The sequence below is a fragment of the Micromonospora sp. NPDC023644 genome (assembly GCF_040640115.1).
In the GTDB taxonomy this organism is placed as follows: domain Bacteria; phylum Actinomycetota; class Actinomycetes; order Mycobacteriales; family Micromonosporaceae; genus Micromonospora.
In genome coordinates this window covers 1-22,378 of record NZ_JBFABA010000075.1, presented here as the reverse complement: position 1 = coordinate 22,378, position 22,378 = coordinate 1, and the positions used below count along the sequence as shown (strand labels likewise).

25 protein-coding genes and 2 pseudogenes are annotated in these 22,378 nt (G+C 76.4%); 17 read left to right on the top strand and 10 right to left on the bottom strand.

Translation table 11 applies throughout. The annotated features are described in order from the left end of the window. Window positions 1-248: 248 nt before the first annotated feature. The 3 genes and pseudogenes from AB0G08_RS28425 to AB0G08_RS28415 form a co-directional block, all read right to left on the bottom strand. A pseudogene (locus AB0G08_RS28425) lies at window positions 249-482 on the bottom strand (VWA containing CoxE family protein); the annotation flags it as partial. After that, window positions 479-1,885 (bottom strand): hypothetical protein, encoded by a 1,407-nt coding sequence (locus tag AB0G08_RS28420; RefSeq protein WP_358093495.1) that lies wholly within the window; start codon window positions 1,883-1,885, stop codon window positions 479-481. The pseudogene AB0G08_RS28425 and the gene AB0G08_RS28420, both read right to left, overlap by 4 nt. Continuing rightward, window positions 1,885-2,391 carry a hypothetical protein gene (locus AB0G08_RS28415; RefSeq protein ID WP_358093492.1) on the bottom strand — a complete coding sequence of 169 codons (507 nt, stop codon included), beginning with the start codon at window positions 2,389-2,391 and terminating at the stop codon, window positions 1,885-1,887. Before AB0G08_RS28415 ends, AB0G08_RS28420 begins: the two co-directional genes overlap by 1 nt. Window positions 2,392-2,602: 211 nt before the next feature. On the opposite strand from AB0G08_RS28415, the gene AB0G08_RS28410 reads away from it, so the two are divergent. The 4 genes from AB0G08_RS28410 to AB0G08_RS28395 all read left to right on the top strand — a co-directional run bounded on the left by AB0G08_RS28410 (window position 2,603) and on the right by AB0G08_RS28395 (window position 4,915). Then, window positions 2,603-2,983, top strand: coding sequence for a metalloregulator ArsR/SmtB family transcription factor (locus AB0G08_RS28410; protein WP_358093489.1), 381 nt, complete (start codon window positions 2,603-2,605; stop codon window positions 2,981-2,983). Beyond that, complete coding sequence (locus AB0G08_RS28405; protein ID WP_358093486.1) at window positions 2,980-3,621, top strand: SRPBCC family protein; 642 nt, start codon at window positions 2,980-2,982, stop codon at window positions 3,619-3,621. The genes AB0G08_RS28410 and AB0G08_RS28405 overlap by 4 nt, the downstream gene beginning before the upstream one ends. A 144-nt stretch (window positions 3,622-3,765) precedes the next feature. After that, window positions 3,766-4,326 (top strand): NADAR family protein, encoded by a 561-nt coding sequence (locus tag AB0G08_RS28400; protein WP_358093483.1) that lies wholly within the window; start codon window positions 3,766-3,768, stop codon window positions 4,324-4,326. A 76-nt stretch (window positions 4,327-4,402) separates the two neighbouring features. Then, the gene (locus AB0G08_RS28395) at window positions 4,403-4,915 is read left to right on the top strand and encodes an NUDIX domain-containing protein (RefSeq protein WP_358093480.1); all 513 of its coding nucleotides are present in this window, start codon (window positions 4,403-4,405) and stop codon (window positions 4,913-4,915) included. A 10-nt stretch (window positions 4,916-4,925) separates the two neighbouring features. On the opposite strand, the gene AB0G08_RS28390 is transcribed toward AB0G08_RS28395, so the two are convergent. Both AB0G08_RS28390 and AB0G08_RS28385 read right to left on the bottom strand, forming a co-directional pair. Beyond that, on the bottom strand, window positions 4,926-5,465 hold the full coding sequence (locus tag AB0G08_RS28390; protein WP_358093477.1) for an RNA 2'-phosphotransferase: 540 nt from the start codon (window positions 5,463-5,465) through the stop codon (window positions 4,926-4,928). 76 nt (window positions 5,466-5,541) lie between these two features. Then, window positions 5,542-6,591 (bottom strand): aldo/keto reductase, encoded by a 1,050-nt coding sequence (locus tag AB0G08_RS28385; protein WP_358093474.1) that lies wholly within the window; start codon window positions 6,589-6,591, stop codon window positions 5,542-5,544. Between the two features lie 166 nt (window positions 6,592-6,757). On the opposite strand from AB0G08_RS28385, the gene smpB reads away from it, so the two are divergent. Both smpB and AB0G08_RS28375 read left to right on the top strand, forming a co-directional pair. Further along, window positions 6,758-7,252, top strand: a complete 495-nt coding sequence (gene smpB / locus AB0G08_RS28380) for an SsrA-binding protein SmpB (RefSeq protein WP_358093472.1) — start codon at window positions 6,758-6,760, stop codon at window positions 7,250-7,252. Window positions 7,253-7,407: 155 nt separating this feature from the next. Beyond that, entirely contained in the window at window positions 7,408-7,800 is a 393-nt protein-coding gene (locus AB0G08_RS28375; protein WP_358093469.1) for an SCO5389 family protein, read from the top strand. 60 nt (window positions 7,801-7,860) lie between these two features. Here AB0G08_RS28375 and AB0G08_RS28370 read toward each other — a convergent pair whose 3' ends face one another. Next, window positions 7,861-9,000 carry a hypothetical protein gene (locus tag AB0G08_RS28370; RefSeq protein ID WP_358093466.1) on the bottom strand — a complete coding sequence of 380 codons (1,140 nt, stop codon included), beginning with the start codon at window positions 8,998-9,000 and terminating at the stop codon, window positions 7,861-7,863. Beyond that, window positions 8,892-10,013 (bottom strand): transporter substrate-binding domain-containing protein, encoded by a 1,122-nt coding sequence (locus AB0G08_RS28365; protein ID WP_358093464.1) that lies wholly within the window; start codon window positions 10,011-10,013, stop codon window positions 8,892-8,894. Before AB0G08_RS28365 ends, AB0G08_RS28370 begins: the two co-directional genes overlap by 109 nt. A 197-nt stretch (window positions 10,014-10,210) precedes the next feature. Between AB0G08_RS28365 and AB0G08_RS28360 the strand changes: the two genes are divergently transcribed. Genes AB0G08_RS28360 through AB0G08_RS28345 form a run of 4 tightly spaced genes read left to right on the top strand, consistent with a single transcriptional unit; the run spans window position 10,211 to window position 13,285 of the window. Further along, window positions 10,211-10,636, top strand: coding sequence for a helix-turn-helix domain-containing protein (locus tag AB0G08_RS28360; RefSeq protein WP_358093462.1), 426 nt, complete (start codon window positions 10,211-10,213; stop codon window positions 10,634-10,636). Beyond that, complete coding sequence (modA, locus tag AB0G08_RS28355) at window positions 10,633-11,412, top strand: molybdate ABC transporter substrate-binding protein (RefSeq protein ID WP_358093460.1); 780 nt, start codon at window positions 10,633-10,635, stop codon at window positions 11,410-11,412. Before AB0G08_RS28360 ends, modA begins: the two co-directional genes overlap by 4 nt. Next, a complete protein-coding gene (locus AB0G08_RS28350) occupies window positions 11,409-12,224 on the top strand; it encodes an ABC transporter permease (RefSeq protein ID WP_358093458.1) in 816 nt (271 codons plus the stop codon). Before modA ends, AB0G08_RS28350 begins: the two co-directional genes overlap by 4 nt. Further along, entirely contained in the window at window positions 12,221-13,285 is a 1,065-nt protein-coding gene (locus AB0G08_RS28345) for an ABC transporter ATP-binding protein (protein ID WP_358093455.1), read from the top strand. The genes AB0G08_RS28350 and AB0G08_RS28345 overlap by 4 nt, the downstream gene beginning before the upstream one ends. Window positions 13,286-13,473: 188 nt before the next feature. On the opposite strand, the gene AB0G08_RS28340 is transcribed toward AB0G08_RS28345, so the two are convergent. Then, on the bottom strand, window positions 13,474-13,899 hold the full coding sequence (locus tag AB0G08_RS28340; RefSeq protein ID WP_358093452.1) for a type II toxin-antitoxin system Phd/YefM family antitoxin: 426 nt from the start codon (window positions 13,897-13,899) through the stop codon (window positions 13,474-13,476). A 6-nt stretch (window positions 13,900-13,905) separates the two neighbouring features. Here AB0G08_RS28340 and AB0G08_RS28335 point away from each other — a divergent pair. The 4 genes and pseudogenes from AB0G08_RS28335 to AB0G08_RS28320 all read left to right on the top strand — a co-directional run. Next, window positions 13,906-14,601, top strand: a pseudogene (locus AB0G08_RS28335) (RNA ligase family protein); the annotation flags it as partial. A gap of 122 nt (window positions 14,602-14,723) precedes the next feature. Next, the gene (locus tag AB0G08_RS28330) at window positions 14,724-14,852 is read left to right on the top strand and encodes a hypothetical protein (RefSeq protein WP_358093449.1); all 129 of its coding nucleotides are present in this window, start codon (window positions 14,724-14,726) and stop codon (window positions 14,850-14,852) included. A gap of 200 nt (window positions 14,853-15,052) precedes the next feature. Then, window positions 15,053-16,612, top strand: a complete 1,560-nt coding sequence (locus tag AB0G08_RS28325; protein ID WP_358093446.1) for a cellulose binding domain-containing protein — start codon at window positions 15,053-15,055, stop codon at window positions 16,610-16,612. Between the two features lie 229 nt (window positions 16,613-16,841). Further along, window positions 16,842-17,429: an ATP-dependent endonuclease gene (locus tag AB0G08_RS28320; protein ID WP_358093442.1), complete on the top strand. Its 588-nt coding sequence runs from the start codon at window positions 16,842-16,844 to the stop codon at window positions 17,427-17,429. Here the strand turns inward: AB0G08_RS28320 and AB0G08_RS28315 are convergent. Beyond that, window positions 17,400-17,975: a GNAT family protein gene (locus AB0G08_RS28315; protein ID WP_358093439.1), complete on the bottom strand. Its 576-nt coding sequence runs from the start codon at window positions 17,973-17,975 to the stop codon at window positions 17,400-17,402. The two genes, AB0G08_RS28320 and AB0G08_RS28315, sit on opposite strands and share 30 nt — an antisense overlap. Window positions 17,976-18,057: 82 nt before the next feature. On the opposite strand from AB0G08_RS28315, the gene AB0G08_RS28310 reads away from it, so the two are divergent. Genes AB0G08_RS28310 through AB0G08_RS28300 form a run of 3 tightly spaced genes read left to right on the top strand, consistent with a single transcriptional unit; the run spans window position 18,058 to window position 21,529 of the window. Then, a complete protein-coding gene (locus AB0G08_RS28310; protein ID WP_358093435.1) occupies window positions 18,058-18,582 on the top strand; it encodes a PadR family transcriptional regulator in 525 nt (174 codons plus the stop codon). Continuing rightward, entirely contained in the window at window positions 18,579-19,259 is a 681-nt protein-coding gene (locus AB0G08_RS28305; RefSeq protein ID WP_358093431.1) for an ABC transporter ATP-binding protein, read from the top strand. Before AB0G08_RS28310 ends, AB0G08_RS28305 begins: the two co-directional genes overlap by 4 nt. Continuing rightward, entirely contained in the window at window positions 19,256-21,529 is a 2,274-nt protein-coding gene (locus tag AB0G08_RS28300; protein ID WP_358093427.1) for an ABC transporter permease, read from the top strand. The genes AB0G08_RS28305 and AB0G08_RS28300 overlap by 4 nt, the downstream gene beginning before the upstream one ends. A gap of 160 nt (window positions 21,530-21,689) precedes the next feature. Here the strand turns inward: AB0G08_RS28300 and AB0G08_RS28295 are convergent. Beyond that, window positions 21,690-22,378: (Fe-S)-binding protein (locus AB0G08_RS28295; protein WP_358093424.1), on the bottom strand; the 689-nt coding region annotated here is incomplete at its 5' end.

The following is a 22,378-nucleotide window of genomic DNA, read 5'->3' as shown; positions in this document are numbered from 1 at the left end:
CAGGTGGCATCTCCCTAACCCCCGCCCCGGCGGGCGCACCGGCACCCGGGCCCCCCCCCGCGCCGGGGCCCGCGGGCCCCCCCGGCCCGGGCGCCCCGGGCGGCGGCCGGGCCGACGGCCGGAGCGTCGTCGACGGGCCCGGCAGACCCCGCAGCCGGCGCGGCGGCGGGCGCGGCGGACGCGGCGGGCGAGGGGGGCGCGGCGGGTGCCGGCGCGGCGGCGGCCGGGTGGCCGTCGGGCGCCGGGCGGAGCAGGCCGCGCAGCTCGTCGGCGATGGCCGGGAAGCGCTGGACGACGGTGTCCACGGACACCGCCGGATCCAGCAGGGCGGCCGGCAGGCCGAGGTCGTCGACGACCGCCATGCTGGCCGACTCCAGGGTGGGCTGCTCGTCGGGGTCGAAGAGCCGGGCCAGCAGCCGCCAGTAGAGCACCTGGCGCCGGTTGGCGTCGGCGAGGTCCGCGGAGGTCGGAGAGTCGCTCATCGGCGCAGCAACCGTCCCGCGCGCTCGCGCAGCACCGCCACGGCGTCGCCCGCCTTGGCCTCGGCCTTGGCGAGCTTCGGGTCGGTGATTCCGCCCGCCCAGTCGCCGGTGTGCGCGTCGACCGGCCGGCGCTTGACGGTGGCCCGCACCGCCAGGGGTTGCAGCAGCCACCGCCCGTCGTCCCACCGGACCAGGCCGAGGCACGCGGAGGAGGCGGCCACCAGCTCGGGGGTGAGCGGGCCGCAGGAGGGCAGCCGGTCGACCGCGACGGCGATCGGCTGGCCGTCGAGCGCGAAGGTCGTCTCGCCGTCGTCGTCGCGCACGGTGTAGCCCTCCACCAGCACGGGCTCGGCGATCCCGACGGGGTGCCGCTCCAGCGGCGCCGACGCCGCCGCGACCGCGGTCGGCAACAGGACCCGGGCGGTGGCGAACGGGTCGGCCGGCTCGCCGAGCCGCACCCGGTCGTCGTACCAGAGCAGGTCCGCCCCGTGCAGCGGCAGACCGGTGACCGTGAGGCTGCGCCGCTCGGCCAGCGCGGCCAGCAGCACGGGATGGGCGTCCAGCAGGCGCCACAGCGCCGGCCCGACGATCGTCTCCACCTTGACCGCGCCGACCGCGCAGCGGACCAGGCGGGGCGGCCCGCCGTCGGCCGGTTCGAGGATCGCGTGCAGTTGCGCCTGCACGGCGGTGTCGTGCTCGTGCACGTCGACGCCGAGCAGCAGCAGCCGCCCGGAGACCTCCTCGACGGCGGTCGGGACGGAGGTGGCCGGCGCGTCCTGGGCGAGCAGCACGCCCCGGGCCCAGAGGTCGGCCCAGCGCCGCAGCGGCGGCTGCGCCATCGTGGCCACCGGCACGCAGGCCCCCAGCTCGGCGGCGAGCCCGTCGAGCAGCACCGCCAGCCGCCGCAGGCCGGGCTCGGCGAGGGCGGCCTCGATCGGCGCCCCGGCGGCGGCCACCAGCTCGTGGTCGAGGCCGCCCCACCCGGTCACCGCCACCTCGTGCAGCCAGGCGCGCGCGGCGGCGCGGGCCGGAGACCCGGCTCCGGAGGGCTCGACCGCGCCCGGGACCCAGGGGTCGCGGGCCCGGCCCAGGGCGGTGTCGAGCTGCCCGAGCAGCGCGTCGTGGGCGGCGCCGAGCAGCGCGCACCGGGCGCCGGCGAGCGCGAGGAGGTGTTCCTCGACCACCGAACCGGCGGTCACCTTGCCGGCCGCCTCGGCCAGCCGGTCACCGAGCGGGGTGGCGGCCAGCGCGCCGGCCAGGGCGGCCAGCGCGGCGGCGTCGTCCTCACCCACCCGGGCGAGGCCGCGGAGCAGGGCGTCGTCGAGGCCGGCGACCAGGTCGAGGGCGTCGGTCAGGCCGGTCGGGGCGCCGTCGCGCAGGACGGCGAGCTGCGTGCCGAGCATCAGCGGCCCGCCCCGGTGGCCGGGAACCAGTGCAGCTCGGGCAGGGGGACCGTGCTGCCGGGCAGTTCCAGGTAGGACAGGTGGCGCAGGAAGCGGCTGAACACGACGGCGGCCGGGGTCGGCTCGTGCCGCCCGGCCAGGGCGGCGAGCAGCTCCCGGGCGGTGTCCACCTCCGCGCCGACGTCGACCCGCAGGTAGCGGGCGACCCGGTCGGCGCCGTACTGCACCAGCGCTTCCTCGGCCAGGGCGTGCAGGTGCTTGCACGGCGCGCCGCGCAGCCCGCCGCAGGGACGGTTGTTGTTGGTGCTGCAGTGGTAGGCGTGGGTGCCGGAGGCGATCGACGAGACGTAGACCCGGTCGACGTCCGACCCGCTGGAGACCACGCCCTGCAACCGCCCGTCGGCCAACTCCACGAAGGGCACCTTGGCCAGCTTGCGGGGCCGCGCGGGCGGCACCACCCGCACCGTGCTGCGCCGTCGCCACGCGGTGCGTTCCGCGTCAGCCACTGTCCGACCTCCCGTCCGCCGCTGCCGGCGCCGCCCATGACGATCCGGACGCCGGCGGGGTCGCCGACGTCGCTGTGACGACAAGGATCATGGACCACGGGTACGACACGACCCCGAGGCGGGCTTGCGAACGGCGGTCGCCCGGTCCGTGGGCCCCGGACACGCCGCATCACGGCTCGCTTAAATAAGGCCCGCCTGATATAACGGTCTCGTGCACGCCTTCGACGTACTCGGCGACCCGGTGCGGCGCCGCATCCTCGAGCTGCTCACCGACGGCGAGATGACCGCCGGCGGGCTGTGCGACGTGATCCGGCGGGAGTTCGGGATCTCCCAGCCGGCCGTCTCCCAGCACCTGAAGGTGCTGCGGGACAACGGCTTCGCCACCGTCCGGGCGGAGGGGACGCGACGTCTCTACGCCGTCGATCCCGGACCGCTGCGGGAGGTCGACCGATGGCTCGACCACTTCCGCCGGTTCTGGACGCCGCCCCTGCACGCCCTCGCGACCGAGCTGGCCCGAGGCAGGCGCGAACGGCGGCTGCGCGAGCAGTCGTCCACGACAGACGACACGACCGACCACGGGAGAGACCGATGATCGACGCGACCGAGCAGATCAACGCCGTACGCCGCCAGCTGGGCCGGCGGGTGCTGGAGGCCGGCGAGGCCCGGGTGATGACCATCAGCCAGACGTACGACGCGCCGCTCGAGGACGTCTGGGACGCCTGCACCAACGCCGAACGGATCCCCCGCTGGTTCATGCCGATCTCCGGTGACCTGCGGCTGGACGGCCGCTACCAGCTGGAGGGCAACGCCGGCGGCACGATCGAGCGCTGCGACCCGCCGAAGGGCTTCGCCGCCACCTGGGAGTTCGGCGGCGAGGTGAGCTGGATCGAGGTGCGGCTGACGCCGGTCGAGGACGGCCGGACCCGCTTCGAGCTGGAGCATGTCGCGCACGTCGACCAGGAGCGCTGGGACCAGTTCGGTCCGGGCGCGCTCGGGGTCGGCTGGGACCTGGCGCTGCTCGGCCTGGCCTCGCACCTGGCCGCCGACGGCAGTGGGGTCACGCCGGAGGAGAGCGAGGCCTGGGTGGTCTCCGAGCAGGGCCGGCGGTTCGTGACGGCGAGCAGCGAGCGGTGGGGCGAGGCGAGCGTCGCCGACGGCACCGACGCCGGGGCCGCCCGGGCCGCCATGGAGCGCACCACCGCCTTCTACACCGGCGCGCCGACGGCCTGACCGCGCGGCGACGACGACAGCCTGCCGTGGGCGGGGCGCCGGCGGCCTGACCGGGGGCAGCGGCACCGGCGGCCTGACCGCGGACGGGGGCGGGGCCGGAAAAGCGCGCGCGTTCCGTCGGACCCCTCGGGCAGACTCGCCGCCATGTCGCCACGATCCGTCGCCGAGCTCGTCGCCGCCGTCCGGGCCGGCGAGAAGATCCGCTACCTGCACTTCTGGGGTCACCGACCGCAGCGCGACGGTAGCGCCGGGCCCGGCTGCCTGAGCCAGTGGTGGCCGGCCCCGTTCGGCGACGGCGAGCGGACGTACGCCACCGCCGAGCACTGGATGATGTGGCACAAGGCGATGCTGTTCGGCGACACGGCGGTCGCCGAGCGCGTCCTGGCGGCCGGGCATCCGCACCGCGCCAAGGCGCTCGGCCGCCAGGTGCGCAACTTCGACCAGGCGACCTGGGAGGCCCGACGCCACGACATCGTGGTGGCGGGCAGCGTCGCCAAGTTCGGCCAGCACGACGATCTGCGGGCGTTCCTGCTCGGCACCGGCGAGCGGGTGCTCGTGGAGGCCAGCCCGGTCGACCGCGTCTGGGGCATCGGCCTGGCCGCCGACGACCCGCGCGCGGACGATCCGGCGCGCTGGCAGGGCGCCAACCTGCTCGGTTTCGCCCTCATGGCGGCCCGCGACGCGCTGCGTGCGGGCCGCCCGTGACCGCCGGGACCCGCCGCCGCGCGCCTGGGGCGGCGGGCCGCGGCGGCCACCGGCGCGCCGGGTAACGTGCTGCGGCATGACCGCCGTGGCGTACTCCCACTGCTCCTTCTGCGGCGCCACCTACCCGCCGGCGGCCGGGTGGCCGCGGGTCTGCGCGGCCTGCGGCGAGACGGTCTGGCGCAACCCGCTGCCCGTCGCGGTGGCGGTGCTGCCGGTCCGCACGGCCCGGGGCCTCGGCGTGGTCGTCGTCCGCCGCGACATCGAGCCGGCACGCGGCCAGCTCGCGCTACCGGGTGGCTTCGTCGAGTACGGCGAGGAGTGGCAGGAGGCGCTGATCCGGGAGCTGTGGGAGGAGACCGGCCTGCGCGCCGACGCCGCCGACGCCCGGCTCCTCGCGGTGCACGGCGCCCCGGCCGGCGGCACGATGATGGTCTTCGGCGAGCTGCCCGAGCGGCGGGCCGAGGCGCTGCCGCCGTCGGCGCCGACCCAGGAGGCCACCGAGTGGCTGGTGCTCACGGAGCCGACGGAGCTGGCCTTCTCCACCCACACCCGGGTGCTCGCCGACTTCCTCGCCCGGCGCGCGGGCTGAGCCGGGCCGCTCAGTCGGCCAGGTACCGGGCGGGCACCGCGTCGGTGAGCCATACGCCGTTGGCGCTGCGGTAGAAGGCGTGCCCGTCACGGGCCATCGCCGCCGCGTCCACGGTCAGCACCACCAGCTCGCCCGCCCGGCGCTCGCCCACCCGCCGGGCGGTCGCCACGTCCGGCGACAGGTGGACGTGGTGCCGGCCGGCCCGGTGCAGGCCGGTGGCCCGGATCGAGTCGAGCGCGACGCGGCTGGTGCCGTGGTAGAGCCGCGCCGGCGGTGGGCTGGGCGTCAGCCCCAGGTCGACCGGGATCGAGTGCCCCTGGTTGGCCCGGATCCGCTCGACGCCGTCGGCCCCGCGTTCCACGGCGAAGCGCTGCTTGTCGTTGTCGGCCACCACGGCGTCCAGGTCGGCGCGGTCGATCCGCAGCGCGGCGAGCAGGTCGTCGACCGACACCCAACCGGCGGCGTCGGGCACGAGGCCGAACTGGGCGGGCTCGTGCCGCAACGCCAGGGACATCCGCTTGCTCAGCCGCACCATCGCCCGGTGATCCATTGCCGGAGTCTCCCCCGCCGGGCCCCGGCGGCGCCATCGGATTCGCCGGGCCCCGGCTCCGGGCGCGAGACGGCGCTCAGGCGGCGGCGCGATCGGCCGCCGGCCGGCGGCGGCGGGCCGGGTCGGTCAGCGCGGGCGGGCGCCAGACGCCGTCCGGGGGGTACAGGTCGGTGCCCGGCGGGACGATCTCGTCGATCCGGTCGAGCACGGCGTCGTCCAGCACCAGCCCGGCGCCGGAGAGCAGGCCGTCGAGCTGCGCCATGGTCCGTGGCCCGAGGATCGTCGAGGTCACCGCCGGGTGGGCGGCGGTGAACGCCACGGCCAGCTGGGGCAGGGTGAAGCCGACGTCGCCGGCCAGCTCGACCAGCCGCTCGACCGCCTGGTACTTGGCGGCGTTGCCGGGCGCCGACGGGTCGAACCGGCCCGGGGTCAGCGCCGGCCGGCCGGCGGTCAGGTCGACCGGGCGGCCCGCGCGGTGGCGGCCGGAGAGGAAGCCGGAGGCGAGCGGGCTCCAGACCAGCACCCCCATGCCGTACCGCTGGCAGACCGGCAGCACGTCGGCCTCGATGCCCCGGGCCAGGACGGAGTACGGCGGCTGCTCGGTGCGGAGCCGGCCGAGGCCGCGCCGCTCGGCCACGTGCTGCGCCTCGACGATCTCCTCGGCGGGGAACGTGGAGCAGCCGAACGCCCGGATCGTGCCGGCCCGCACGAGGTCGCTGAGCACGCCGAGGGTCTCCTCCACGTCCGTGGTGTGGTCGGGGCGGTGCACCTGGTAGAGGTCGATCCAGTCGGTGTCGAGCCGGCGCAGGCTGTCCTCGACGGCGCGCAGGATCCAGCGTCGCGAGTTGCCGCCCCGGTTGGGCCCCTCCCCCATCGGGAAGTGCACCTTGGTGGCGAGCACGACGTCGTCGCGGCGGCCCCGCAGCGCCCGGCCGACGATCCGTTCGCTCTCGCCGGCCGAGTACATGTCGGCGGTGTCGACGAGGTTGACGCCGCGGTCGAGGGCGGCGTGGATGATCCGTACGCAGTCGTCGTGGTCGGGGTTGCCGACCGCGCCGAACATCATGGTGCCGAGGGCGTGGACGCTCACCTCGATGCCGGTGCCGCCCAGGACGCGGTGGCGCATGCTCGTGCTCCTCGTGGTCGCCGTGCCCGGCGGCGGGTCCCCCGGGCGTGCGGGTCACGGTAGGAATTCGAGTGCGCTGGAAGTCAACACCGCGACGACCGGCGACGCTCGACCGACCGCCGGCACCCGGGGCCCCGCGTCGCCGGCAGCCGATATCCTCGACCGGGTGAACCCGGCCCGGCAGACCGAGCGCAGGCTGATCGCCTCCAACAAGAAGGCGCGGCACGACTACACCGTCCTCAAGACCTACGAGGCGGGCATCGTGCTGGCCGGCACCGAGGTCAAGTCGCTGCGCGAGGGCCGGGCGTCGCTGGTCGACGCGTTCGCACAGGAACGCGACGGCGAGCTGATGCTGTACGGGCTGCACATCGCCGAGTACGGCTTCGGCAGCTGGACCAACCACGCGCCCCGGCGCACCCGCAAGCTGCTGCTGCGTCGGGTGGAGATCGCCCGGATCCTGGAGCGGACCCGCGAGGGCGGCCTGGCCCTGGTGCCCCTGTCGATGTACTTCTCGGGCGGCTGGGCGAAGGTCGAGCTGGCCCTGGCCAAGGGCCGCAAGTCGTACGACAAGCGGCAGGCGCTGGCCGAGCGGGACGCCGAGCGGGAGATCGCCCTGGAGCTGGGCCGCCACCTCAAGGGCCGCACCGCGCGGCGGGGCTGACCGCCTCCCCGTCGGCGCCGCCCCCGCACCGTCGTCACGGTGGGTCGGCGCGGCACGCCGGACAGTCGTTGACGCGACGCCCCCGTCGTGATGTGCTCACTCGGCCACGGTAATGAAAACCGTAGTCATTACCGGCGAACCGGAGGAGGAACATCATGTCTCTCACCGTCCCGCCCGCCCTGCTCGACGCCGCCGAGCGCGGCCCCGTCGACGACGCCGAGTTCGTCGCCTGCGTCCGCGACTCGCTGCCGTACGCCTGGCAGACGGTCAGCCGGGTGGCCGCCGAGCTGGCCTCCACCGGCGCGGACCACGCCGACAACGTGATCCCGCCGCCCACCGAGGCCGAACGCGGCCAGTTGCTGCGGGCGCTCGCCAGCGACGCCATCCGGGCCGGCCTGGAACGGCACTTCCAGGTCAAGCTCGCCTTCCAGAACTGCCACCGGGTCGCCGCGTTCCGCCCGGCGGCCGTCGACTCCGACGCGTACCGGCGGTTCATCTCCGCCCGGGGCCAGCTTCTCAACCAGTCCCCCGAGCTGCGCAACTGCTGACCCCGTGCGGCCGGCGGGCGGGACGGGCGGCGAAGGCCCGTGCCGCCCGCTGGCCCGCCGTCAGCGAGCGCCCGGCGACGGCGGCGCGGACGGCGCGGGGGGCGGCGGCGCGGACGGGTCGGCGGGGTCGGCGGGGTCGGCGGCCGGCACCCGGCCGAGGCAGCGCGGGTCGGCCCGCCCCGCCGGCTGCCGGGGAATCATCCAGTCCAGCGCCGTCTCCTCCACGTGCCAGCCGTACACGGCCACCCGGCTGACCGGGATCCGCCCCGGGTCGGGGCAGAGGAGCTGCCCGCGTACCCGGTCGTTGGGTAGGAAGCGCACCTCGCCCCGCCCGTCGAGCACGATCGTCATCCGGTCGGTCACGGTGACCGCCTGGCCGCGTACCACCTCCCGGACCGGGCCCGCCTCCGGGCCGACCTCGACGGCGACGGCGGGCAGCAGCGGCACCCGCAGGAAGACCACCCCCGTCACCAGCGGCACCACCGCGGCCACCGCGTAGGCGAGGGCGCGGGTCAGCGCCGGGGCGACCGGGCGCGGCACCGGGCCGGTGAGCACCACGGCCCCCAGCGGCGGCACGACCAGCAGCAGCGCCGTGGCCAGCTCGCCGGCGCGGATCGCGGCCGGCACGGCGGGCGCCAGCCAGGCGTAGCTCGCGGCCGCCGCCACGACCGGCAGCACCAGCGCGGTGCCGATGAGCCGGCGCGGGCGGTCCGGGTGCCGCAGCCGGGTCCGCAGCGCCAGCAGCCAGAGGGCGAGCATCAGCAGCAGCGGCAGGAACCGCAGCTGCCAGGTGAGCGCCGCCAGCGCGATCGCCGCCACCAGCACCCAGCCGGGGGTACGCACGGTGCCGTAGGCGAGCAGCGAGCGTTCCGGGTCGAACCGGTCAGGCGCGCTGACCTGGAGCAGCCGGCCGAGGACGGCCAGCACCAGCACGACGAGCGGGAACGCCCACACCAGCGCGATCAGCAGGGCGCTGAGCAGCCCGAGCGGGCTGACGTACTGCACCAGCAGCAGCATCGTCGGCATGTCCTGCCGGCTGAGCCGCCAGAGCCGCAGCACCAGCAGCAGCACCGGGAACGCGGGCAGCAGCGTCAGCAGCCACTGCTGCGCCTGTTGCGCCTGCTTGGTGCCCGGGCGGCGCTCGGCACGCCCGATCGCGGCCGGCTCGGAGACGGCAGGGCCCATCTCTCCCACGGCCACTGCCGCACCTCCACCTTCTCCTCGGGCTCCGGCTGCCGGCCGACCGCCACCTGCTGCAGGTTGCTGTACTGCTGCTCCGAGGCCAGGTACCGGTCGAACGCCGCCTTCCACCGGTAGCCGTCGGGCCCCTCCGCCGACTGCTGCAGGGAGAGGTTGACCAGGTCCCGCATCGCCGGATTGGGGCCGGTGTTCACGCCCCATTTCTCCGCCGCCTCCTCGCCGATGTCCCAGTGCCGCAGCTCCTGGCGCCGCAGCAGCTTCACCGCCGGCGGCAGTTCACCCGGCGGGCGGGGGCCCACGAAACCGGCCAGGATCGCCGCGTCGGTGGTGACCGCGTGCACCTCCTTGTCGTAGAGCGCCTGGATGCACTCGCTGATCCGGTTGCGGCCGATCGGGCTCGCGCCCGCGTCCCGCAGGCGCCGCTCCGACGTGGACGTGCCCAGCGTGCAGACCTTCGCCTTGTCGAGGTCGCGCAGGCTGGCGACCTTGCGGCTGTCGGACGCGAGCGTGAGCACCGACTGCTCGGTCTCCAGGTAGGGGAAGGAGAAGACCACGCCCTGGTCCCGGCGCTGCTCGGTGACGCTGTAGGAGGCGATCACCAGGTCGACGGTGACAAATCTGCCGTCGGCGTCGCGCGCCTGCCGGCGGGCCCGGTCCTCGCTCTCGATCGACAGCAGCGTCACCTCCGGCGCGTCGAAGCCCAGGTCCTCGGCGATCATGTACGCGATGTCGATGTCGAAGCCCTCGAACGCGCCGTTCTCCAGCTTCTGCGCCACGCCCGGCTGGTCGTCCTTCACCCCGATGACCAGCCTGTCCCGGTTGGTCAGGCCGGCCCGCTCGCGCAGCTCGTCCCAGGTGGGCGGGCCGGTGGCCACGATCACCCGGACCGTGGCCGCCACGACCACCACCAGCAGGAGCAGCAGGGCCGCCAGGCGCACCTGCCGGGACCTGGACGCGCGGGCGGGAGCCGCCGGCGCCGGCGGGGTGCCGGTGGTCTCGTCGTCCTGACCCAACTCGGCCCTCCCCGGTCGCCGTCGCGGTGCGAGCCCTTCATTGTGGTCTATCCCGCCACGCCACGACAGCAGGCGGTCGGGCGGTCGTGTCGCCGCCGCGCGACGCCGCGTACGCCAGTCTCCGTGGCCGTCCCGGGCGGCAGCCGCGATGGGCACCCGCGCCTCAGCCTCGCATCTGCGGTCGCTAGGGTGGGCCGGTGACGACGTTCCGGATCTCGGAGGCCGCCGAGCTGCTCGGGGTCAGCGCCGACACCGTGCGCCGCTGGGTCGACGCCGGGCGGCTCGCCGCCGGCCGCGACGCGCACGGTCACCGGGTGATCGACGGGGTCGACCTCGCCGCGTTCGCGCGCGGCCAGGCCGCCGACCCGGACGACCGCTCGGACGCCTCCTCGGCCCGCAACCGGCTGCGCGGCATCGTGGTCAACGTTGTCAAGGACACCGTGATGGCGCAGGTCGACATCCAGGCCGGGCCGTTCCGGGTCGTGTCGTTGATGAGCCGCGAGGCGGTCGACGAGCTGGACCTGCGCGTCGGCTCGCTGGCCGTCGCGGTGATCAAGTCGACCACGGTGGTGGTGGAACGCGCCCGGCCGTCGGGGGGCTCCCGGGCGAGGCAGGCGTCGTGAGAGCGGGTCGGCCGCGCAGGGTCGCGGCGGTGGCGACGGCGGCCCTGCTGGCCCTGGCCGGGTGCGGCGGCGCGGCGGGCACGGCCGGGGGCGGGTCGGCCGGCGGCACGGTGACCGTGTTCGCCGCGGCCTCGCTGACCGAGTCGTTCACCCGGCTCAGCCGGGACTTCGAGGCGACCCACGAGGGTGCCACCGTCGTCTTCAACTTCGCCGGCAGCGCGGCGCTGGCCGCCCAGATCAACCAGGGCGCGCCGGCCGACGTGTTCGCCTCGGCGGCGGCGCGGAACATGGCCACGGTCACCGGGGCGGGCAACGCCGCCGGCGACCCGGCCGTCTTTGTCCGCAACCAGCTCGTCGTCGCCGTGCCGAAGGGCAACCCCGGGGGCGTCGCCGGGCTGGCCGACCTGGCCCGGCCGGGCGTGAAGGTCGCGCTCTGCGCGGAGCAGGTGCCCTGCGGCGCGGCGGCGCGCACGGCGCTCGACGCCGCCTCGGTCGCCCTCACCCCGGTCACCCTGGAGCAGGACGTCCGGGGCGCGCTGTCCAAGGTGCGGCTCGGCGAGGTCGACGCGGCCCTCGTCTACCGCACGGACGCACTGGCCGCCGCGGCAGACGTGACGGCCGTCGAGTTCCCCGAGTCCGCGCGTGCCGTCAACGACTACCCGATCGTCGCGCTGCGCGACGCGCCGAACCCCGGCGGCGGGCGGGCCTTCGTCGCGTACGTCCGCTCGGAGCGGGGGCGCGCGGTGCTCACCGAGGCGGGGTTCCAGGTCCCGTGACGCATACCCACGGCCTGCGGACCCGCCGGCGGGGCGCCCGGGTGCCCGTCGCGCTGCTGCTGCCCGCCGCGCTGGGCCTGCTCTTCCTCGTCCTGCCGCTGGTCGGACTGCTGGCCCGTACGCCGTGGGCCACCCTGCCGCAGCGGCTCGCCGCGCCGGGCGTGCTCACCGCGCTGCGGTTGTCCCTGCTGACCGCCACCCTGGCCACGCTGCTCTGCCTGGTGCTCGGGGTGCCGCTGGCCTGGCTGCTGGCCCGCGTCGAGTTCCCCGGCCGACGCCTGGTACGCGCCCTCGTCACGGTGCCGCTGGTGCTGCCGCCCGTCGTCGGCGGGGTGGCCCTGCTGCTGGTCTTCGGCCGGCGGGGCCTGCTCGGCGGCTGGCTCGACGCGACCTTCGGGATCACCCTGCCGTTCACCACCGCCGGCGTGGTGCTGGCGGAGGCGTTCGTGGCGATGCCGTTCCTCGTGATCGCCGTGGAGGGGGCGCTGCGCGGCGCCGACGGCCGGTACGAGGAGGCGGCCGCGACCCTCGGCGCCGGCCGCTGGACGACGTTCACCCACGTCACCCTGCCCCTGGTGGCCCCCGGCCTGGCGGCCGGCGCGGTGCTGTGCTGGGCCCGGGCGCTCGGCGAGTTCGGCGCCACCATCACCTTCGCCGGCAACTACCCGGGGCGTACGCAGACCATGCCGCTGGCGGTCTACCTGGCCCTGGAGACGGACGTGCAGGCCGCCGTGGTGCTCAGCCTCGTCCTGCTCACCGTCTCGGTGGCCATCCTCGCCGGGCTGCGCGACCGCTGGATCACCAGCCCGTGAGCGCGCCCCTGCTCGACGCGCACCTGCTGGTGGAGCGGGACGGGTTCCGCCTCGACGTCGCGCTGCGGGTCGCCGCCGGCGAGGTGGTCGCGCTGCTCGGCCCCAACGGGGCGGGCAAGACGACCGCGCTGCGCGCGCTCGCCGGCCTGCTCCCGCTGACCGCCGGGCACGTCACCCTCGACGGCGTCGACCTGGACCGGCCGGGGCGGCGGGCCTGGACGCCGACCGAGCGCCGGCCGATCGGCGTGGTCTTCCAGGACTACCTGCTCTTCCCGCACCTGAGTGCGCTGGAGAACGTGGCGTTCGGGCCCCGGCGGCACGGCGCCGACCGGCGCACCGCCCGCCGGACCGCCCTCGACTGGCTGGACCGGGTCGGCCTGGCCGAGCACGCCCACCGCCGGCCCCGGCAGCTCTCCGGCGGGCAGGCGCAGCGGGTCGCGCTGGCCCGCGCGCTCGCCGTCGAGCCGGCGCTGCTGCTGCTGGACGAGCCGCTCGCCGCGCTCGACGCGCGCACCCGGCTGGACACCCGGGCGGAGCTGCACCGGCATCTCGCCGCGCACCCGGGGGCCGCCCTGCTGGTCACCCACGACCCGCTGGACGCGCTGGTGCTGGCCGACCGGCTCGTGGTCGTCGAGGAGGGCCGGGTGGTGCAGGAGGGGGACGCCGCGACCGTCACGGCGCGGCCCCGCACCGACTACGTGGCCCGGCTCGTCGGGTTGAACCTGCACCGGGGCCACGCCGACGGGCACCGGGTCAGGGTGGCCGACGGACTGACCCTCACCGTCGCCGACCGGCTCGACGGGGCGGCCTTCGTCGCCTTCCGGCCGTCGGCGGTGGCCCTGCACCCGTCGCGCCCCGAGGGCAGCCCGCGCAACACCTGGGCGGCGACGGTGGCCGGCGTGCAGCGGCACGGCGACAACCTGCGGGTGCGGCTCGACGGGCCGATCGGGGTGGCCGCGGACGTCACGCCGGCCGCCGCCGCCCAGCTGCGGCTGGTCCCCGGCCAGCCGGTCTGGGCCGCGGTGAAGGCGGCGGAGACGCACGCCTACCCCGCCGGCTGACGCCCCCGGCACTGGCCGGCCCCGGTGTCCGGGGCGGCGGCCGGCGCGAGGTCAGCCGGGTCGAGGCCGAGCGCGGCGGCCCGCGCAACCACTGCCCGCGCAACCAGTGCCCGCGGCGTCGGGGTGCGGTCGACGGCGGCGCACCGGAGCCCCGGCGCGGAGCCGGGGTGGCGCGGAGCCCGGGCGGGTCAGGCGGCGGGGTCGGCGGCCAGCAGGTCGGCGTGGGCGGCGCGGAGCCGGGCGAGGCCGGGGTCGCTGCCCGGCGTGACGCGCCGGTCGAGCTCCGCCCACACCTCGGCGAGGGCGGCGGTGACCGCGCGCAGCTCGGCGGAGTGCCGTCGGCTGCTGTGCCGGTGCGCCTCGTCGAGGCGCCGGGCCCAGCCGGCGGTGACGGCGCCGAGCCGGTCCGCGTCGGCGCGGGCCTGGGCGGCGCTGCGGGCGGCGGCCGCCGGGACGATCGCGGCGACCGGTCGGGGGTCACCGTCGCGGGTGACGACGGTGACGGTGTCGGTCAACTCGGCCAGCGCGACGAGCTGGGTGAGCCGGGTGCGCGCCTCGCGCAGCGGCACCGAGCGCGGCTGGTCGGTGTGCGGGGTGAGAGCGGGGACAGCCATGGATGGATGGTCGCCGCCGGGTACGACATTTCCGCAAGCCCGCCGTCCAGGGTGGACCTGCGGGACCGGAAAACTGGCGCGAACCGGGGTCGCCGCGGCGGATACGCTGCCCGCCCGACGCCGCGCCGCGAACCGGCGCGGCGGACCCCGCCACCTGAAGGAGCTGCCGTGTCCCGCCTCGACGTCCGAACGGTCGACCTGCGGACGATCAACTCGCTGACCAAGTACCCGTCGATCCCCACCTACCACGCCCTGGACCCCCACGACGGCGGGCTGCTGGCGGAGTGCGTGGCGTTCACCGGGCCGGTCACCCTCACCGAGAAGATCGACGGGACGAACGCCCGGATCGTCGTGCTGCCGGGCGGCGCGTACCTGATCGGCAGCCGCGAGGAGCTGCTGTACGCGCGGGGCGACCTGATCGGCAACCCCGCGCTCGGCATCGTCGACGCCCTGCGCGACGTGGCCGAGCGGCTGACCGGCACGGCGGCCGACGACCGGGTCACGGTCTACTACCTAGAGGTGTACGGCGGCAAGGTCACCGCCGCCTCCCGGCACTACACCGCCGAGCGCCGGGTCGGGCACCGGCTCTTCGACGTGGCCGTGCTGGACGACCCCGCGCCGATGCTCGACTGGCCGGCCCCGCGGATCTCGGCCTGGCGCGACGGCGGCGGCCAGCGCTTCCTCCGCGAGGCGGAGCTCGTCGGGCGGGCCGACGCGCTGGGCCTGCCGACCGTGCCCCGGCTGGCGACCGTCGCCGCCGGCGAGCTGCCTCGTGACATCGACGGGACGCACCGGTTCCTGGCCGACCACTGCCCCGGACCCTGGTGGCCCTGGACGGGCCGGCCGGCCGCTCGGAGGGGCTGGTGCTCCGCGCGGCGGACCGCTCGGTCATCGCCAAGGCGCGGTTCCAGGACTACGAGCGCACGGTGCGGCGCCGCGCGGGCCGGCGCTGACCAGGGTTCGGCGGCGCGCCGGTCGGGCGCGCCGCCGTACCGGCGGGGAGGCGACGGACGGGGGCCGCACCGCGATCCGGCGCGGGCGAGCGCCGAGGCGCGCGGGGATGTCCGGCCCCGTACACCTGGACAACTACAGTTAACAATCTTAATAATTGTGCATCCGTCGATCCGACGGCCCTCGTACCCGGGAGGTCCGGATGCGTCGCCCTGCCCGAAACCTGTTGCTGGCCGCCGTGGCGGCCCTCGCCACCGTCACCGCCACCACCCTGACCCTGGCGGCGCCGGCCCGCGCCGCCGGCCCGACCGCCACCTTCGTCAAGACCGCCGACTGGGGCACCGGATGGGAGGGCCGCTACACCGTCACCAACGGCGGCCCGGGCACCATCACCGGTTGGCAGGTCGCCTTCGCCCTGCCCACGGGCACGACGCTCGGCTCCTACTGGGACGCCACGGTGAGCAGTGCCGGCCAGCGGCACACCTTCACCAACCGCTCGTGGAACGGCACCGTGGCCCCCGGCGCCTCGGTGTCGTTCGGCTTCCTGGCCACCGGCTCCGGCGCCCCCACCGACTGCACCCTCAACGGCGTGCCGTGCTCCGGCGGCACGCCCACCAGCCCGCCGACCACCGCGCCGCCGACCAGCGCCCCACCCACCACGGCGCCGCCGACGACCGCACCGCCGACGACGCCACCGCCGACCACACCGCCGCCCACCACTCCCCCGCCCGGCGGGCTGCCCCGGCACGCGCTGATCGGCTACCTGCACGCCAGCTTCGCCAACGGCTCGGGCTACCTGCGGATGGCCGACGTGCCCGCCGACTGGGACATCGTCAACCTCGCCTTCGGCGAGCCCACCACGGTCACCTCGGGCGACATCCGGTTCCAGCTCTGCCCGCCCGCCGAATGCCCGGGCGTCGAGACCGAGGCCGAGTTCGTCGCGGCGATCCGCGCCAAGCAGGCGCAGGGCAAGAAGGTGCTGCTCTCCATCGGCGGGCAGAACGGGCAGGTCCAGCTCACCACGACCGCCGCCCGGGACACCTTCGTCCGGTCCGTGTCGGCCATCATCGACCGGTACGGCCTCAACGGGCTCGACATCGACTTCGAGGGGCACTCGCTCTACCTGGACGCCGGCGACACCGACTTCCGCAACCCGACCACGCCGGTGATCGTCAACCTGATCTCCGCGATCCGCACCCTCAAGCAGCGGTACGGGGCGGGCTTCGTGCTCACCATGGCGCCGGAGACGTTCTTCGTCCAGCTCGGCTACCAGTTCTACGGCTCGGGCCCGTGGGGCGGGCAGGACCCGCGCGCCGGGTCGTACCTGCCGGTGATCCACGCGCTGCGCGACGACCTCACCGTGCTGCACGTGCAGGACTACAACTCCGGGCCGATCATGGGGCTCGACAACCAGTACCACACGATGGGCAGCGCGGACTTCCACGTCGCGATGACCGACATGCTGCTCGCCGGCTTCCCCGTCGCCGGCAACCCCGACCGCGTCTTCCCGCCGCTGCGCGAGGACCAGGTGGCCTTCGGCGCGCCCTCCTCCCCCAGCGCCGGCAACGGCTACCTCGCCCCGGCCGGGGTGCAGGCCGCGGTGACCTGCCTGGTGAAGGGGCAGGGCTGCGGCCCGTACACCCCGCGCAGCGGCACCAACCCGGCCTTCCGGGGGCTGATGACCTGGTCGATCAACTGGGACCGGTTCTACGCCTGGGAGTTCCGCCTCAGCCACGGCCCGTTCCTGCGGGCGCTGCCCTGAGCGCGTGCCGCCGTCCGGGCCACCCCGGCCCGGACGGCGGCCCGGCCGGGTCACGCCGACCCGGCCACCGGGGTCGAGGCGGGGACCCTCGCTTCGGCCCACGCCGCCGCAATCCGGTTGCGCCGGCGGTCCGGCCCGGCCCACGATCCGGTGGCGGACACGGGACCGGACCGCCGCCGCGCCTCACGGCCGGGCGGCGCGGCGTCCGTGGGGGGGCGGGAGGGCGGACGTGAAGGGCATCAGTGAACTGGCGGCCGGGATCGACGCGCGGGCGGTGGTGCTCGTCGAGGGGGCGAGCGACCGGGTGGCCCTGGAGACGCTCGCCGCGCGCCGCGGCCGGGACCTCGACGCCGACGGCGTACGGGTGGTGGCCATGGGGGGCGCGACGAACATCGGCCACTTCCTCGACCAGCTCGGTCCGGCGGGACGCGGGCTGCGGCTGGCGGGCCTCTACGACGAGGCCGAGGAGGGCTTCTTCCGGCGCGGGCTGGAACGCTGCGGCCTCGGCGCCGACCTGTCCCGGGCCGACCTGGCGGCCCTCGGGTTCCACGTCTGCGTGGCCGACCTGGAGGAGGAGCTGATCCGCGCGGTCGGCGTCGCCGGGGTGCGGGCGGTGCTCGCCGCCGAGGGCGAGCTGCGCTCGTTCGACCTGTTACAACGGCAGCCGGCCCAGCGGGGGCGCGCCGTCGAGGCGCAGCTGCGCCGCTTCCTCGGCACCCGGTCCGGTCGCAAGAGCGCGTACGCGCGGCTGCTCGTGACGGCGCTGGCGCCGGACCGGGTGCCCCGCTCACTCGACGCGGTGCTCGCCGGCGTCTGACCGGACGCCGCGCCACTCGGGCGCCAGCACCGACCACACCTCGATGTCGATGCGCCCGGCCGGCCCCGGGTAGACCTCGCGCAGCGTCCCGTCGAGGCGCATGCCCAGCCGCCGGGCGGTGGCGATGCTGCGGGCGTTGTCCGGCTTGGTGCGCCACTCGATCCGGTGGATGCCGCGCTCGCGTACCGCCCAGTCGACGATCCGGCCGACCGCCCGGGTGACCAGCCCGTGGCCCTCGCCGGCGGGCTCCAGCCAGCAGCCCGCCTCGCAGACGCCCGACGCGGTGTCGAACGAGACGAACATGACCCCGCCGACCAGCACGCGCCGGTGCCAGATGCCCCAGATCCCGCCGGCGTCCCGCGCCCACAGGTCCGCGTAGCGCTGGAGCACGGCCCGGGCACCGGCCTGGTCGGTGACCATGAACGAGGGCGACACCCAGGGCGCGATGTGTGCGCGGGCCCGGTCGAGGTGGGCGAGGAACTCCTCGGCCCGCCACGGCTCCAGCGGACGCAGCTCGGCGTCCTCGGTCAGGGACAGGGCGAACACGGTGGACCTCCCGATGCAGACGGCTGAGCGGGCAATGTACCGCTATACACCTCGCGTATACGCCGTGTGTATAGTCGCCGGCATGTCGATCGGACAGACCTTCCTCGGCCTCCTGGAGGCCACCCCCCGCCACGGCTACGACATCAAACGCCTCTACGACGAGCGCTTCGGCCACGCCCGCCCGCTCGCGTACGGGCAGGTCTACGCCACCCTCTCCCGGCTGCTGCGCGGCGGCCTGGTCGAGGTGGACGCGGTCGAGCCGGGCGAGGGCCCGGAGCGCAAGCGGTACGCGATCACCGAGGCCGGTGTCACCGACGTCACGCAGTGGCTGGCCCGGGCCGAGAAGCCCGAGCCGTACCTGCAGAGCACCCTCTACACCAAGGTGGTGCTGGCCCTGCTGACCGGCCGCCCCGCCGCCGACGTGCTCGACGTGCAGCGCGCCGAGCACCTGCGGATGATGCGCGAGCTGACCCGCCGCAAGCGCGACGGCGACCTCGCCGAGCAGCTGGTCTGCGACCACGCGCTGTTCCACCTGGAGGCCGACCTGCGCTGGCTGGAGCTGACCGCCGCCCGCCTCGACGAGCTCGCCGCGGCGGTCCGGTCGTGAGCGCGCCGCTGCTGGAGGCCGAGGACCTGCACCGCTCCTTCGGGCCGACCCGGGCGCTCGCCGGGGCCAGCCTGCGCGTGCACCCGGGCGAGGTGCTGGCCGTCATGGGCTCGTCGGGCTCCGGCAAGTCCACCTTGCTGCACTGCCTCGCCGGCATCGTCCGGCCCGACTCCGGCCGGGTGCGCTACGCCGGCCGCGACCTCACCTCCCTCGGCGACGCCGAGCGCAGCGCGCTGCGCCGGCAGGAGTTCGGCTTCGTCTTCCAGTTCGGCCAGCTCGTACCGGAGCTGACCTGCCTGGAGAACGTCGCGCTGCCGCTGCGGCTGGCCCGGGTCGGCCGCCGCGAGGCGGAACGGCGGGCCGCCGAGTGGCTGGACCGCCTGGAGGTCGCCGAGGTGGCCGGCAAGCGGCCCGGCGAGGTTTCCGGCGGGCAGGGGCAGCGGGTGGCGGTCGCCCGGGCGCTGGTCACCCGGCCCCGGGTGGTCTTCGCCGACGAGCCGACCGGCGCGCTCGACTCGCTCAACGGCGAGCGGGTCATGCGGCTGCTCACCGCCGCCGCCCGGGAGAGCGGGGCGGCCGTGGTGCTGGTGACCCACGAGGCGCGGGTCGCCGCGTACTCCGATCGGGAGGTCGTGGTCCGCGACGGCCGCACCCGGGACCTGGAGGTCGCGGCGTGAGGCCGCTGCGCGACCGCGCGGCCGACCTGGTCATGGGCGCCCGGATGGCGTTCAGCGGCGGCCGGGACGGCTGGCTGCGGGCGGTGCTCACCGCGGTCGGCGTCGGGGTGGGGGTGGCGATGCTGCTGCTCGCCGCCGCGGTGCCCGGCGCCCTGGACGCCCGCCAGGCGCGCGGCGACGCCCGCGACGACCTGCGGATGGGCGAGCGGATCCCGGCCGCCGCGAACACCCTGCTGGTCCGCCAGACCGACACCGAGTTCCGGGGGCAGCCGGTACGCGGCCGGGTGCTGCGGCCCGAGGGACCGGCCGCGCCGGCGCCGCCGGGGGTGGCCGCGCTGCCCCGCGCCGGCGAGGTGCTGGTCTCCCCCGCCCTGCGCGACCTGCTCGGCTCCGGCGACGGCGCCCTGTTCGCGCCCCGCCTCGGCGGGGCCACGGTCACCGGCGTCATCGCCGACGAGGGGCTGGCCGGCCCGCGCGAGCTGGCCTACTACCTGGGCAGCGACACCCTCACCGCCGAGGACGCGACCCGGCTGGACGCGTTCGGCGGCGGGCTGCCCGGCGAGGCCTTCGACCCGGTGCTGATGGTGCTGGTGGTCGTCATCTTCGTGGTCCTGCTGCTGCCCATCGCGGTGTTCCTCGGCGCGGCCGTGCGGTTCGGCGGGGAGCGGCGCGACCGGCGGCTGGCCGCGCTGCGGCTGGTCGGCGCCGACGCCGCGATGGTCCGCCGGATCGCCGCCGGGGAGGCCGCCGCCGGCGCGCTGCTCGGCGTCGCGGCCGGCGGCGCGCTCTTCGCGCTCGGCCGGCAGGTGGTGCCGCTGGTCACCCTCATGGACCTGAGCGTGTACGCCGCCGACGTGCGCCCGCCGCTGCCGCTGGTGGCCGCCGTCGTGCTGGCGGTGCCGGCGCTCGCCGTCGTGGTGACGCTGGTGTCGATGCGCGCCGTGCTGGTCGAGCCGCTCGGGGTGACCCGGCGCGCGACGCCGGTGCGCCGCCGGCTGGTGTGGCGGCTGCTGCTGCCGGCCGCCGGGCTCGGGCTGCTGTTGGCCGGCACGGCTGGCGTCGCGCCGCTGGGCGGCGAGCGGCAGACCGCGGCCGGCGCCGTGCTGCTGCTGGTCGGCGTGGTCACCCTGCTGCCCTGGCTGACCGACCTGCTGGTACGCCGGCTGCGCGGCGGCCCTGTCGCATGGCAGCTCGCGGTGCGCCGCCTCCAGCTCGACAGCGCCGCCTCGGCCCGGCTGGTCAACGGCATCGCGGTCGCCGTGGCGGGCACCATCGGGTTGCAGATGCTCTTCGCCGGCGTCGCCGGCCGGTTCACCTTCGACACCGGGCAGGACGTCTCCCGGGCCCAGGTGCAGGTGCAGTTCCCGGCGCGGGCGGACGCGGCGGCGGCGCTGGACCGGCTGGCCGGCGCGCCCGGGGTGACCGCCAGCAGCGCCACCCTGACCACCTCGGTCACGACCGAGGGGGCGTACGCCGCCCTGCGGATCGGCGACTGCGCGGCGCTGGCCGAGTTCGCCCGGCTCGACCGGTGCGCCGACGGCGACGTGTTCCTGGTCGCCGAGCCCGAGGGCCAGTCCGCCGGCATCCGGCCGGGCGGCACGGTCGCGGTCGCGGACGCCGACGGGGTGACCTGGCGGGTCCCCCGCACCGCCCGGGAGGCGCCGGTGCGCGCCGACCCGGCCGGCTACCGGCAGGGCGGGGTGCTGGTGACTCCCGGCGCGGTCGAGGCCGCCCGGCTGGGGCCGCTGCGCGCGGAGGCGTACCTGCGGCTCGCGCCCGACCGGCCGGACGCGGTGGAGCACGTGCGTAACGCCGCCGCCGGCGTCGACCCGTTCGCCTCGGTGCTCACGCTGACCGGGGAGCGCCGGGCCACCCAGTTCGTCAACGTCCAGCGCGGCCTCTACGTCGGCGCGGTGGTCACCCTGCTGCTGATCGGGGCCAGCATGCTGGTCGGCGTGCTGGAGCAACTGCGGGAGCGCCGGCGGCTGCTGGCGATGCTGGTCGCGGTGGGCACCCGACGCGCCACGCTGAGCTGGTCGGTGCTGTGGCAGACCGCCGTGCCGGTGGTGATCGGGCTCGCCCTGGCGGTCGTGTTCGGGCTCGGACTCGGCGCGGTGCTGCTGCGGATGGTGCAGACGCCGGTCGCGGTCGCCTGGCCGGCGCTGGGCGTCTCCACCGGCCTCGGGGCGGCGGTGGTGCTGCTGGTCACCGGGCTCAGCCTGCCGGTGCTGTGGCGGCTGACCCGCCCGGACGGCATCCGCACCGAGTAGGGCGTCCCCGCCCGCTGGGCGACGACCGACCGAGGCGGATCGCGGAGAAACAGCGTCCACGCGGCGAACGGCCCGGGCCCCGCACGGGGTCCGGGCCGTCCCGGCACTCGTCCGGTCGGCATCGCGAGCCCGGGCTCCTCAGATCCCTGTCGACGTGTCGCTACGCCGACTCCAATTGGGCGAGCAGCTCGGCGAGATGCAGGGCTCGGACCGCCGACCGGCGCCGGCGCAGGCCCGTGCGCAGCTGCCGCAGGCAGCCCGGGTTGACCGCCACCACCAGGTCCACCCCTGCCGCCTCGATCTCGTCGAGCTTCGCGTCCAGGATCCGGCGCGACTCCTTCGGCCGCAGCAGCGAGTACGTGCCGGCGGCCCCGCAGCAGGTGGCCGCCGAGGGCAGCTCCACGTGGTCGGCGACCTGGCGCAGCAGCGCCCGGGGCTCGGCGAAGACGCCGAGGCCGTTGCGCAGGTGACAGGAGTCCTGGAGGGCGACCCGGGCGCGCCGCCCGCCCACCCGCAGCTCGGCCCCGGCGGGCCGGTCGGCGAGCCAGGTGGACAGCTCGCGCACGCGGTCCCGGCCGAGCACCGAGGCGAGGTGCGCGGCGCAGCCGCCGGAGGTGGTGACGATGGTGCCGGGCAGGTCCTCGCCGAGCCGCTCCGCCAGCCGCTCGCCGCCGGCCAGGTCGCCGTTGTGCGCGTGCAGCGCGCCGCAGCAGCCCTGGGCGGTGGGGACGGCCAGCTCGGGGGCGAGCGCGTGCGCCGCCCGGCTGACCGCCGGGTAGAGCCCTCGCTCGACGCAGCCCAGCATGAGCTGCGCGCCCGGCGCGTCGAGGGCGGCGGACCCGGGGGCGG